A 13,625-nucleotide genomic window follows, 5' to 3' on the forward strand; every position below is an offset into this window, starting at 1 on the left:
TAGTTTTCCTAATTAAAGGGCGGCGCGTGCCGCCCTTTGCATTTCCGCACTTTCCTTTCCCGATCCCCCCGCGATATACGCTACCTTTACCTCGACAACACCAATGGAGAGGAAGCAATGAGCCAGTTTTTTATGCATGAGAAAAACGATCTGGTGAACGAAGCCATCGAAGGGGTTTTGCTGAGCACGCCATGGCATAACCTGAGCCGTCTCGATCTCGGTGATGAGATCCGCGTGCTGGTGCGTACGGATTGGGATAAGAGCAAAGTGGCGCTGATCTCCGGCGGCGGATCGGGGCATGAACCGGCGCATGCCGGTTTTGTCGGCAAAGGCATGCTCACGGCGGCGGTGTGCGGAGACATTTTTGCCTCACCGAGCGTCGATGCGGTGCTCAATGCCATCATCAATGTCACCGGCGATGCCGGTTGCCTGCTGATTGTGAAGAACTACACCGGCGACAGACTGAACTTCGGGCTGGCGGCGGAGAAAGCGAAAAATCTCGGCTACAACGTCGAGTTGGTGATGGTGCAGGACGACATTGCGCTGCCGGAAAATCCACAGCCACGCGGCATTGCCGGGACGGTGCTGGTGCATAAGATCGCCGGTTTTGCCGCCGAGCAGGGGCAATCACTGGATGAGGTCAAAGCGCTGGCACAACGCGCGATTGATGCCACCTCATCGATTGGTCTGGCGTTCGCGACCTGCCATATTCCTGGCGAAAAGCGTGATGAACGCGTCGAAGCAGGCCATAGCGAACTGGGCATGGGCATCCACGGTGAGCCGGGCGTGGTGACGCTGGATACCCAAAACAGCCGAAAAATCAGCAGTATTATGACCGATAAACTGGCGCAGTCCTTGCCAGACGGCAAACAGGCGCTGCTGTTGATTAATAACCTTGGTGGCTTCTCCCAACTGGAGCTGGCGGTGTTGACGCGTGAAGTGTTGCAGTCGCCACTGGCGGCGCGGGTTACCCATCTGATCGGCCCGGCAACCCTGGTCAGCGCGTTGGATATGAAAGGGTTCTCACTGTCATTGCTGGCGCTGGAGGAACCGTTCCTGGAGGCGCTGAATGCGCCAGTGCAAGTGCTGGGTTGGGTGCCGGTCTATGACTTCGCCCCGATCAGTTTGCAGAGTGCTGAAAAGGTTGGCAGCGTGCTGGATTTCGATCCGTCCGAGAATGCTCAGGTAGCTGAGTTGGTGGACCGCGTGACGCAGACGTTGATCGATCTGGAAAGCGAACTCAACGCGCTGGATGCCAAAGTTGGCGACGGTGATACCGGCTCAACCTTTGCGGCAGGTGCAAAGAAGATTCAGCGCGGTCTGCGTGACAAGCAGCTGCCGCTGGATGAGCTGCCAACCCTGATGGCGCTGATCGGTGAACAACTGGCCACGGTGATGGGCGGCTCAAGTGGCGTGCTGATGTCGATTCTGTTCACCAGCGCCGGCCAACAGCTTGAAGAGGGCAGCGCTTTGCCGCAGGCGTTGATGCACGGTCTGGAACGTATGAAGCATTACGGTGGTGCGCAGCCGGGACATCGTACGTTAGTGGATGCGCTGCAACCGGCGCTGGAGGCGTTAGTGGCGGGTGAGTCACTGGCCGCTGCGGCGAAAGCCGCTCAGCAAGGCGCGGATGCCACGGCAAAAATGCAGAGTGCCAAAGCGGGACGTTCAGCGTATCTGAATCAGCAGAATCTGGATGGGGTGAAAGATCCGGGTGCTTACGCCGTTGAGAAGGTGTTTGCGGTGCTGGCTGGTTAATTGTTGCTGTTCTAATAGCATTCAACTTCATGCATTTTAGGGGAGCAGCCTGAAGGCTCCCCCTACGCATAATGGTAGCGGCGCGATGTATCACGCGCACCTGAAGCGATGTTACTGCTTACGACTGTTCATTGTCGTTCCCCTACTCGTTGGAGTGGTGCCCGACTTTCGGGGTTCACTTCATCAATTACGCCGCTAAAACGCAACCTTACTCAGCCGACTCGCGCATCATCTCTTGATGCGGGATATCCGCCAGAATTTGCTCGAAGCTGCGCAGACGTTTGTAGATCGACATCAGTTCTACCAGCGTTGACCACGATGAGATCAGATACTGGAACGACGATCGTACCTGATCAAACACATTGGTTATCTGGTTGAGCAAACCGAGCGTAATGGTCCCGGCCACAATCGACGGGAACAGCAGGAACAGCCCGAACACGTTATCGACCTGTAGATAGAGAATGCGGGTGATGTTGAAATAGAGATAGTGGAAATAGAGACGGAAATAGTTAAAGCGCACGCGGCTAAACAGCTCATTCACCGTCGGCGGTGACGCGCGATCGGCGTTGTCTTCGCCATACACCAACTCTTTACGATAGGCAGCTTCAACTCGCTGATTGCGGAACTCCAGCCCCGGTAATTTAATCCCGACGATCGCCAGCAGTCCGGTACCAAACACCGACCACAGCACCGCCGCAATCACTAGCGCATACGGAATGTTGCCTAGCAGCGGGATATCTTTGACGTGGTGTGACAGGGTGATCAGCACCGGCAGGAACGCCACCAGAGTCATAATCGCCTGAATAAAGCTCACGCCCCAATCTTCCAGCGTGCTGGCAAAGCGCATGGTGTCTTCCTGAACACGCTGTGCGGCACCTTCAACATGGCGCAGGCGCTGCCAGTTATGCATGTAATAGTTGTTCATCGCGGTGCGCCAGCGGAACACCCAGTGGCTGATAAAGAATGAGTTCATCACGCCAATCACTACCGCAATCAATGCGATACCTAAAAAGGCGAGAACCTGCTGGTAAAATTCAGCAATCTGCACCGATCCAGCTTTGGTTAAGGCCTTTTGAATCAAATCATAGAATGGACCATACCAGGCATTAACCGCTACGCCGACCTGCACACCAAACCAGGTGACAAAGATGATTAAGGCTGCGCCCCACACTGACCAGCGCTGCCACGGATGGTTATCAATCACCTTCCAGGCAAGGGCGAAAATCGCCGCAACAATCCAGTAATAGGCATAGAACCATAACTGGCTGGCGTGAATAAAACGGCTGGCATTGGTGGGCAGCGGCTGTTGCATCGCCGCATGCAGCGAAGGCCACAGAGCAGGCAAATCATTGGCAAAACCAAACCAGGCGAAAATCGCAATCAAACTCCAAATCGCGGCCGAGCTGAAAAACAGCGCTGGCCGCGGAAAATAGGACTTAAACATAGGCACTCCGCTGTTGTGTGTACTCTTTTATACCGCGTCAGACAGTGTTTTGTCTGTTGTGGGTTGTATCTGACGATGACAGCATCGGCGCAGTTATGTAAAGCAGTGCTGCGAGTTGTTAAGTAATTTGTGCGCATTTGTTTCTAGAAACTAAATTAATACTGTTTGTAGTGTTACACTATGCGCACTGTTACCGGTAACAGTGACGCTGTATCCCTTAAGCCACAACTAAAAAAACAATACAACGCAACGAGTTAACTTTCATACCGCATTCATGTGGTAATGAGGCAATGTCATGTCAGAACAAAAAAATGGCCACAGTCGCAGGGATTTTCTGCTGAGAACCATCACCCTGGCGCCAGCCATGGCCGTTGGCGGTTCGGCGATGGGCGCGTTGGTGGTACCAATGGCCGCAGGAGCAGCAGAGCAACCCGTCGCACCTCAGCAAGCACGCGCTTATCAGCCCACCTGGTTTACGGCGGAAGAGTTTGCCTTTATCACTGCGGCAGTGGCGCGCCTGATCCCCAATGACGAACGCGGCCCTGGCGCACTGGAAGCTGGCGTGCCGGAGTTTATCGATCGTCAAATGAACACGCCTTACGCCACCGGCAGCAACTGGTACATGCAGGGACCTTTCAATCCCGATTTGCCCAAAGAGCTGGGCTATCAGTCTCCGCTGGTGCCGCAGCAAATTTATCGCCTCGGCCTCGCTGATGCGGATGGCTGGAGCAAAAAACAGCATGGCAAAGTGTTTGCCGAGTTAACCGGTGAACAGCAAGACGCACTGCTCACTGCGTTTGAAAGCGGCCAGGCGGAATTTCCGCAGCTGGCAGCTAAGACCTTCTTCTCCTTCCTGCTGCAGAACACCCGCGAGGGTTACTTCAGCGATCCAATCCATGGTGGAAACCAGGGCATGGTGGGCTGGAAGCTGATTGGCTTCCCAGGCGCACGCGCCGACTTTATGGATTGGGTAGAGCGCGGTGAACGTTATCCGTTCCCGTCAGTGGATATTCGCGGGGAGAGGGCGTAACCGTGGCAAATGAATTGAAAAAAGTAGATGCAGTGGTCGTGGGTTTCGGCTGGGCTGGCGCGATCATGGCGAAAGAACTCACCGAGGCCGGTCTGACGGTGGTCGCACTGGAGCGCGGTCCGCATCGTGATACCTATCCTGATGGTTCTTACCCGCAGTCGATTGATGAACTGACGTATAACATCCGCAAAAAGCTGTTCCAGGATCTGTCAAAAAGCACCGTCACTATCCGTCACGATGCTTCACAAACGGCGGTGCCTTATCGCCAGCTGGCGGCATTTTTGCCGGGCACCGGCACCGGCGGTGCGGGTCTGCACTGGTCCGGCGTACATTTTCGTGTCGATCCGGTGGAGCTGAACCTGCGCAGCCACTACGAGCAACGCTACGGTAAAAACTTCATCCCGGAAGGTATGACGATTCAGGACTTTGGCGTCAGCTATGATGAGCTGGAGCCGTTCTTTGATCAGGCTGAAAAAGTATTTGGTACGTCCGGCAGCGCCTGGTCGATCAAAGGCCAGCTGCAGGGCAAAGAGAAAGGCGGTAACCCTTACGCGCCGGATCGTTCCAGTGCTTTCCCACTGCCTGCACAGAAACGCACTTATTCTGCACAGTTGTTTGCACAGGCCGCTGAATCAGTGGGTTATCACCCTTACGATATGCCGTCGGCAAACACCTCAGGCCCGTACACCAACACCTACGGCGCACAGATGGGGCCGTGTAACTTCTGCGGTTACTGCAGCGGTTATGCCTGCTACATGTACTCCAAAGCGTCGCCGAACGTAAATATCCTGCCTGCACTACGTCAGGAGCCGAAGTTCGAACTGCGTAACAACTCCTACGTGTTGCGTGTGAATCTGACGGATGACAAGAAGCGTGCCACTGGCGTGACCTATCTGGATGGCCAGGGCCGTGAAGTGGTGCAGCCTGCAGATCTGGTTATTCTGTCGGCGTTCCAGTTCCATAACGTGCATCTGATGTTGCTGTCAGGCATCGGCAAACCGTATAACCCGATCAGCAACGAAGGTGTAGTAGGCCGTAACTTTGCCTATCAGAACATCTCGACCCTGAAAGCGCTGTTCGACAAGAACACCACCACCAACCCGTTTATCGGGGCAGGCGGTGCGGGCGTCGCGGTGGATGACTTCAACGCGGATAACTTCGACCACGGTCCACACGGTTTTGTCGGCGGCTCACCGTTCTGGGTGAATCAGGCGGGTACCAAGCCGATCTCCGGTCTGCCAACGCCAAAAGGCACGCCAAACTGGGGCAGCCAGTGGAAAGCTGCTGTCGCCGATACTTACAACCATCACATTTCGATGGATGCGCACGGTGCGCACCAGTCGTATCGCGCTAACTATCTCGATCTCGATCCGAACTACAAAGATGTCTATGGTCAGCCGCTGCTGCGCATGACTTTTGACTGGCAGGATAACGACATCAAGATGGCGCAGTTTATGGTCGGCAAGATGCGCAAAATCACCGAAGCGATGAACCCAAAAATGATCATCGGCGGCGCCAAAGGACCAGGCACGCACTTCGATACTACCGTGTACCAGACCACGCACATGAGCGGCGGTGCGATCATGGGTGAAGATCCGAAAACCAGTGCGGTAAACCGCTATCTGCAGAGCTGGGATGTGCCAAACGTGTTTGTCCCTGGTGCGTCTGCGTTCCCGCAGGGCCTCGGCTACAACCCAACCGGCATGGTGGCGGCGCTGAGCTACTGGTCAGCCAAAGCTATCCGCGAGCAGTATCTGAAAAACCCCGGCCCACTGGTTCAGGCATAAGGAACACGGCGATGATCAAAAGCATTTTGGCCCTGTTTCTGGGCACGATGACGTTCGCCGCAGTGGCGGACGAAGCAGGTTCGGACGCACTGGTAAAGCGCGGTGAGTATCTGGCGCGCGCGGGCGACTGCGTGGCCTGTCACAGCACTGCAGGCGGCAAGCCGTTTGCAGGTGGCTTACCGATGGCGACGCCCATTGGCACCATTTACTCCACCAACATCACGCCGGATAAAACCACCGGTATCGGTGACTACAGCTACGACGATTTCCAGAAAGCGGTGCGTCACGGCGTGGCGAAAAATGGCGATACGCTCTATCCAGCGATGCCTTATCCGTCTTACGCGGTGGTCAGCGATGACGACATGCAGGCGTTGTATGCCTACTTTATGCATGGCGTACAGCCGGTGTCGCAGGCTAACAAAGACAGCGATATTCCCTGGCCGCTGTCGATGCGCTGGCCGCTCTCCATCTGGCGCGGCATGTTTGCACCAGACGTGAAAGCGTTCCAGCCAGCCGCGCAGGAAGATCCGGCGCTGGCGCGTGGTCGTTATCTGGTGGAAGGATTGGGTCACTGCGGTGCCTGCCATACGCCACGCAGCATCACCATGCAGGAAAAAGCGCTGACCAACGGTGAAGGCAATGATTACCTGTCAGGCAGCAGCGCACCGATTGACGGCTGGACCGCCAGCAATCTGCGTGGTGACAACCGTGATGGTTTAGGCCGCTGGAGCGAAGGTGACCTGAAACAGTTCCTGCGCTATGGCCGCAACGATCACACCGCTGTGTTTGGTGGCATGACCGACGTGGTACAGCACAGCCTGCAGTATTTGAACGACGAAGATATCAGCGCCATTGCTAAGTATCTGAAATCGCTGGGTGCGAAGGATGCCAGCCAGACAGTGTTTACGCAGGACGATGCCGTTGCCAAAGCATTGTGGAAGGGCGATGACAGCCAGCCAGGCGCATCAGTGTATGTCGATAGCTGTGCGGCCTGTCATAAAACCGACGGCAGCGGCTATCAGCGCTTCTACCCGGCGCTGCGTGGCAATCCGGTGGTGATGGCCGAGGATCCCACCTCGCTGATCCATATCGTGCTGGTGGGCGGCACCTTGCCTGGCGTGCAGGGTGCACCGTCAGCCATCACCATGCCGGCGTTCGGCTGGCGTCTGAACGACAACCAGGTCGCTGATGTAGTGAACTTCATCCGCGGCAGCTGGGGTAACGGCGCGAAGTCGACGGTAACGGCGAAGGATGTGGCGAAGCTGCGTAAGGATGAAGCGGTCGAGTCGAAGCAAGGCAGTGCGGATATTAAGGTGCTGGAAGGGCAGTAAAGTAACATAAAGCGGGGTGCAAGTTTGCATACCGCTTTAACCCGATAAGGCCGCCATTATCATCATTGGCGGCCTTTTATTATGTGCGTGAGCGCGGGCTGATGCACTTCTGCGTCGCGAGGACGTCAGACCTAAGCGGCTCCGGACTGCGTTATCACCCGTTACCTACCGCTGGATATCAAGACACCTTCCGTCTTGTTAAATATTCTCCAAATCCAGCCCACGCGTCTTCGGACCGTAAATCCCCACTGACAGCATGACCATCAGCATGCTCAGCACGATAAAGGCGATCACGCCCTGACTGCCGGCGTACTGCAAAATAAGGCCAATCAAAATACTGCTGAACACCGTCGACAGGCGGCTGAACGAGTAGCAGAAACCCACCGCGCGAGCGCGAATATGCGTAGGGAAAATCTCGGTCTGGTAAGCGTGATAGCTAAAGGTCAGCCACGCGTTGCTATAGGTGATCAGGAAGCCACAGATGATCATCAGCACCGGATTGGTTGCCAGCGCAAACAGCGTACCGAACACCACCGTCATCAGGGAGGAGAAAACGATTTGCCATTTGTTCTCGAGTTTATCGGCGTAGCGGCTGCAAATCAGTGAGCCCAGCGGATAGGCGAGAGTAATGAAAAAGGCATACAGCAAGCTGTGCGTCACGGTCGCACCTTTACCGGACAGCAACGCAGGCAGCCAGTTACCGAAGCCGAAGAAGCCAATCGCCTGGAAGAAATTCATCACCACCAGCATCAGCGTACGCTTGCGGTAAGCCGGTGACCAAATCTCGCTGAAGCGACCTTTTTTCGGCAACGCTGCGGAGGCATCGCTGTCAGAGAAATCTGCGACCGGCGCAATACCGCAGCGTTTCTCCATTTCACTCAGCACCTTATGCGCTTCCTGATGACGGCCCTGCTGTGCCAGCCAGCGTGCCGATTCCGGCAGGTTTTTACGAATCAGCCAGATTACCAGTGAACAGACAGCGCCAGCGATCACCACCCAGCGCCAGCCTTCAAGGCTCAGGATGGTTTGTGGCACCAGCCACCATGACATCAGCGCCACCGCGGGTACGGACAGGAACTGGATAAAGAAAGAGTAGGCAAAAGCGCGGCTGCGGAGATGAGCAGGCACCCATTCAGACAGATAGGTATCGATGGTCACCAGCTCAACGCCGAGGCCAATACCGACCAGGAAGCGGAACAGGATGATCATTTCAGCGCTCTGCTGGAACGCCATCAACAGCGAGAACACGCCGTACCATGCCAGTGCGCACATAAAGGTTAGACGACGACCAAAGCGGTCGGCATAGGGTGCTAACAGGCTGGCACCGACGAACAGGCCGAGGAAAGTGGCAGAAGCAAAGGCAGCCTGGTCAGCAATGCCGAAGACCCCTTCCGAGCCGGTATGAAACACGCCAGCAGCCAGTAGACCAGAGCTGATATAGCCGGTTTCAAACAGATCGTAGAGTTCAAAAAAACCACCCAGTGCCAGCAGCGTAATAAAACGCCATAAGCCTGCGGATGAGGGCAGCGCATCGATGCGCCCGGCTAAGGTGCGGCGATCCGCTGCGATGTGATCGTTCGCCATCCCTGTCGAAGTGATTGTTGTCATTATTGGATAAACCTCGGTGTTTGCAGAACTCGCACGGTTTTATGGGTTTTAAAAATAATTAACCGTTAGCAAGCGAAGGAATAGCAGGATAATCAATTCATCGCGGGTTGCCGAGAGGGGCAACGGTGACATTTTCGCAATCTACGTTGCAGTTCACAGAAGTGTGATCGCCGTCCATGGCGATGCATTTAGTGCAGGCTCGGGTAGACGCCTGGACCAATCGGTAAACCCAGTGCGTACCATGCCAGCAGCAGCACGATCCAGCTGATAAAGAACACCACAGGATACGGGAAGATCAGCACATAATAGGTACCAAGTTGCGCATCTTTTTGGTATCGCTGCAGGAATCCAAGGAACAGTGGCAGGAACGGCGACATTGGCGCCAGTGGCAATACGGCAGAATCCGCGATGCGGAAAATCATCTGGGCAAATGCCGGATGGAAGCCGAGCAGCATAAACATCGGCACGAATACCGGCGCCAGAATCGACCAGATGGCCGAGCCGCTGGCGATAAACATGCACAGAAATGCCGACAGGAACATCAAACCGAGGAACGCGGGCGCACCACTGATGCCGGCACTTTCCAGCATATCGGTCAGACCGATCGCCATGAATTTGCCCATGTTGCTCCAGTTAAAGAAGGCGACAAACTGTGACAGCGGGAACACCATCACAATAAAGCCTGCCATGCTCTTCATCGGATCCACCAGCAGCTGTGGAATGTCATCAGCCCGTCGAATCTGCTTTGTCACCGCGCCGTAAGCAATCGCCACCACAAAGAAGAACAGGATGATGATCGGCACAATGCCCTGAATAAACGGCGAAGGGATGATACCGCCAGTTTTTGGGTTACGCAGCGGTGCATGTTCCGGCACCACCAGCAGAGCCATCAGCGCGATAAATACCAGTGCGGCAATCCCTGCGGCTTTCAGGCCACGGTTCTCCAGTGCGGTCAGCGGCGGCAGGCGATCGTTGTTGCCGCCATTCCATGCGGGCAGGCGTGGCTCGACGAATTTATCAGTAAGGATGGCACCGGCAATCGTTAGCACAATCACCGAGCTGGCCATAAAGAACCAGTTATCGATCACACTCACGTGCACGGTATCGCTCACCGCTTTCGCCGCTTCGGTACTGATGCCGGAGAGCAGCACGTCGGTGGTAACGATCAGCAGGTTGGCGGTAAAGCCGGAAGCCACGCCCGCGATAGCCGCCAGTAAACCCGCCACCGGATGACGACCCACGGCAAGGAAGATCAGCGCGCCCAGCGGTGGCATCACCACCAGCGCGGCATCGGATGAGATATGGCTGAAGAAGGCGATAAACAGCACCATATAGCTGGCGTAGCGGCGGCTCACGCGTGAGGCCATCTTCACCATCAGCGATTGCAGCAGGCCGACTTTCTCCGCCAGGCCCGCACCAATCACCAGCGCCAGAATCGAGCCCAGTGGGGTAAAGCCGCTGAAGTTTTTGATGATGTTAGGAAGAATCCATTGAATCCCTGCCACGCTCAGCAGATTGTTGACCCGCACCAATTCGCCATTGGTGGGATTTTTCACTGCCAGATCGAAATAGCTGATGATCGCGGTGGCGACCATCAATACCACGATCAAATAGACAAACAGTAAGAACGGGTTGGGCACTTTATTGCCGACCCGCTCAATCCAGCTAAACAGCTTCCCTGGGCTGCGGTTCTCCGTGGTCACTTCCATCGGTATTTCCTCGTCATGTCTGTTGTATTTGCATGCCCGCGTTGGGGCTGTATTTTTTATAGTGTTTTGGCTATTTCTGGGCGCAAAAATGCGCCCACTACAACTGCGGTAAACCTTCCAACTTCGGTAAACCTTACAACTGCGCCCAAGTCCCGCAGTGTGCGCATTTCTGCGCACTGAATCTGAGCACCGCGTTTATCTCAGGATGACAACTTCGATGGCGTCACATCCGCCGGAATTGGGCAGCTGTAAGGCTGTTCGCTGCGTACGCGACGGAACTCTTCTGTGCAGCGTGCCAGTGCTTCTTCATCCTGTAACAAGGTCAGCGCGGTGGCGGCCATGACTTTGGCAGCCAGGCACATGCCTTTGTGGCCCAGCGAGGTGCGGCCCTGCGCCACCAGTTGCCAGGTGTGCAACGGCGTACCAAAGGCGAAGCAGGGCGCAAAGCACTGCGCGGTTGGCGTCACCCAACTCACATCGCCGACATCGGTTGAGCCATACAGCAACTCACGCGTCACGGCGTAGGGTGCCACTTCGTCCATCAAAATTTTGTCGCCCAGCGCCTCGGTCCAGGCGATACCGGCTTCACCGCCAGTGCGCGCTGCGTTCAAACGCGCATTGCGCAGATCGTCCTTTGTTAGCGTGGCACGAATCTCGGCGGCGAACTGCTGCTCCTCCGCGCTGTACTCGGGCAAGCCAAACTGATGCAAGTTGCGCTCCATCACCGCTTCCAGCGCACGATTCGGCACATAGTTGGAGCAGGCTTTGTCGAAGCGTACCGTCATGGTGGTGTCGGTCATCAGGGCCGCGCCTTTGGCGATGTTGATTACCCGCTGATAGATATCCTGTGCCTGATCGAGTTCTGGCGCGCGAATCAGATACAGCACTTCAGCATCGGCTTGCACTACATTGGGGGAGACGCCGCCGGTATTGGTCACGGCGTAGTGCACGCGCGCTTCCTGCACAATGTGCTCGCGCAGGAAGTTGGCACCGGTGTTCATCAGCGTCACGGCATCCAGCGCACTGCGTCCCAGATGCGGTGAGTTAGCCGCGTGTGCAGCCACTCCTTTGAAGTGAAAAGCGGCCTGGATATTAGCGAGAGTGCTGAGATTGAACATGCCGCTGAAACCTTCGGGATGCCAGGTCACTGCCGCGTCGACATCATCAAACAGGCCTTCGCGCACCATAAAGGTTTTGCCGGAACCGCCTTCCTCGCCCGGACAGCCGTAAAAGCGCAGTGTGCCGCGTTGGCCGTTTTCGGCCCACCATGCCTTGATGGCAAAGGCAGCGGCCAGTCCGGCGGTGCCCAGCAGATTATGGCCGCAGCCGTGCCCATTGCCGTTTTCCACCAGCGCTTGCGGTGTGGCACAGCCCGATTGCTGGCTCAAACCGGCCAACGCATCAAACTCACCAAGGATGGCAATCACCGGCTTACCGCTGCCGATGCTGGCGATAAAGGCGGTGTCGATGTTGCCCACACCACGTTCAACGGTAAAGCCTTCCTGCTCCAGCGCATCGGCCAGAATCGCCGCGGATTGCGTCTCTTCAAAGCGCGTTTCGGGTACATCCCAGATCGCATCGCTGAGGGCAGTAAAGCGCGGCTGGTTTTCGTTGATGTAATGATCGATAAAGTCGTGATGGCTCATCGCTGGCCTCCAAACTGCGCCTGATTCAGCGCTAAGGTGGCGAGCGTTTGCACTGCGGTGGCCATGATCGCTTCGTCAAAATCGAACTTCGCGTTGTGGTGGCCCGCTGCCAGGTCGCAGCCGAAGATCACATACGATGACTGGCCGCCGCGCTGCTGTACGCGCTCCAGCATGTAAGTGGCATCTTCCGAACCCGCCGCCTGCTTTTTGGTATCCACCACCGAGCTGAAAATCCCCATGGCATCGGCCTGCTGATGAATAAAGTCGACCCACGGCTGACTAGGGGTGCAGCTGCGCGCGCCGCCCATCAGTTTGATGTCGTACTCAACGCCATACATCGCTGCCGCACCGGAAATCACGCGCAGGGCCTGCTGATAGATGTCGTCATTGACCTGATTGCTGACGCCACGGGTCTCCACTTTCATCAGGGCATAATCGGGTACCACGTTGCGTCCGGATCCCGCCTGCAACACACCCACGTTGACGCGTGCTACACCGCCGCTGTGTTGTGGCAGGTTGTGTAACGCCAGTGTGGCTTGCGCGGCGGCCAGCAAGGCGTTACGACCCTCTTCTGGTTTACCGCCCGCATGGGCACCTACGCCGGTGAAATTGACATCCAGTTTGGTGGTGGCCAGGAAGCTATCGCTGCCGCAAACGATTTCGCCTGCGGGCACGCCTGTGCCGAGATGGATAGCGGTAAACAGATCCACATCATCCACCACGCCCGCAGCGACCATGGCTTTTGCACCGCGCACACCTTCTTCCGCTGGCTGAAAGATAATTTTAATCGTGCCGCTGAGCTGATCTTTCATCTCCATCAACACGCCCGCCAGCGCCAGGCCGATAGTGGTATGGCCGTCGTGGCCGCAGGCGTGCATCATGCCGGAATTGCAGGAGGCAAAACCTTCGCGAGTGGGGATGTGGTCAGGATCGCGGCTTTCGTTCTGGTCCAGCGCATCCATATCGACACGAAAACCCATCACCGGGCCGGGACGGCCGGTCTCCAGCGTGGCGACCACGCCGCAGAAACCGCCCGAGAAGTGTGAAATCCACTGTGGCAGGGCGCCTTGCTCCAGTGCACGATCTTCCTGCTGCGCCAGCACTTCATCAGAAGGCAGTCCCATGCGCGCATCGGCATCGATCACTTCACGGCCCAGCTTAAGCTGATAACCAAGACGATGCAGCTCTTCTGCCACTATCGTTGCGGTACGGAACTCCAGCCAGCCCGATTCGGCAAAATGGTGCAGATCGCGACGCCAGCTTTGCATCTGTGGAATCCGCGCGTTGACGAGGTCGGAGAGGGTTTTCATCG

Annotated in this window: 9 protein-coding genes; 4 read left to right on the forward strand and 5 right to left on the reverse strand. The window is 56.3% G+C overall.

The window, feature by feature from the left end:
• Positions 1–117: 117 nt before the first annotated feature.
• Positions 118–1,758 (forward strand): dihydroxyacetone kinase subunit DhaK, encoded by a 1,641-nt coding sequence (locus tag IAE30_RS19540; protein ID WP_200538023.1) that lies wholly within the window; start codon positions 118–120, stop codon positions 1,756–1,758.
• A gap of 208 nt (positions 1,759–1,966) precedes the next feature.
• Here IAE30_RS19540 and sbmA read toward each other — a convergent pair whose 3' ends face one another.
• The gene (sbmA, locus tag IAE30_RS19545; RefSeq protein WP_045815970.1) at positions 1,967–3,202 is read right to left on the reverse strand and encodes a peptide antibiotic transporter SbmA; all 1,236 of its coding nucleotides are present in this window, start codon (positions 3,200–3,202) and stop codon (positions 1,967–1,969) included.
• A 295-nt stretch (positions 3,203–3,497) separates the two neighbouring features.
• On the opposite strand from sbmA, the gene IAE30_RS19550 reads away from it, so the two are divergent.
• The 3 genes from IAE30_RS19550 to IAE30_RS19560 are packed head-to-tail and all read left to right on the forward strand — an operon-like array spanning position 3,498 to position 7,350.
• A complete protein-coding gene (locus IAE30_RS19550) occupies positions 3,498–4,232 on the forward strand; it encodes a gluconate 2-dehydrogenase subunit 3 family protein (protein ID WP_038643585.1) in 735 nt (244 codons plus the stop codon).
• A 2-nt stretch (positions 4,233–4,234) separates the two neighbouring features.
• Positions 4,235–6,019 (forward strand): GMC family oxidoreductase, encoded by a 1,785-nt coding sequence (locus IAE30_RS19555; RefSeq protein WP_038643584.1) that lies wholly within the window; start codon positions 4,235–4,237, stop codon positions 6,017–6,019.
• An 11-nt stretch (positions 6,020–6,030) separates the two neighbouring features.
• Positions 6,031–7,350 (forward strand): cytochrome c, encoded by a 1,320-nt coding sequence (locus IAE30_RS19560; protein ID WP_038643583.1) that lies wholly within the window; start codon positions 6,031–6,033, stop codon positions 7,348–7,350.
• Between the two features lie 198 nt (positions 7,351–7,548).
• On the opposite strand, the gene IAE30_RS19565 is transcribed toward IAE30_RS19560, so the two are convergent.
• From IAE30_RS19565 to IAE30_RS19580, 4 genes are all read right to left on the reverse strand, one after another.
• Positions 7,549–8,958: an MFS transporter gene (locus IAE30_RS19565; RefSeq protein WP_038643581.1), complete on the reverse strand. Its 1,410-nt coding sequence runs from the start codon at positions 8,956–8,958 to the stop codon at positions 7,549–7,551.
• A 188-nt stretch (positions 8,959–9,146) separates the two neighbouring features.
• Entirely contained in the window at positions 9,147–10,667 is a 1,521-nt protein-coding gene (gene abgT, locus IAE30_RS19570; protein ID WP_038643580.1) for a p-aminobenzoyl-glutamate transporter, read from the reverse strand.
• Between the two features lie 200 nt (positions 10,668–10,867).
• Positions 10,868–12,313 (reverse strand): M20 family metallopeptidase, encoded by a 1,446-nt coding sequence (locus tag IAE30_RS19575; protein WP_038643579.1) that lies wholly within the window; start codon positions 12,311–12,313, stop codon positions 10,868–10,870.
• Positions 12,310–13,623 carry an amidohydrolase gene (locus tag IAE30_RS19580; protein WP_200538025.1) on the reverse strand — a complete coding sequence of 438 codons (1,314 nt, stop codon included), beginning with the start codon at positions 13,621–13,623 and terminating at the stop codon, positions 12,310–12,312. The genes IAE30_RS19575 and IAE30_RS19580 overlap by 4 nt, the downstream gene beginning before the upstream one ends.
• Positions 13,624–13,625: the final 2 nt, after the last annotated feature.

The organism is Pantoea sp. S61 (genome assembly GCF_016625145.1).
Taxonomy (GTDB): Bacteria; Pseudomonadota; Gammaproteobacteria; order Enterobacterales; family Enterobacteriaceae; genus Pantoea; species Pantoea rwandensis_B.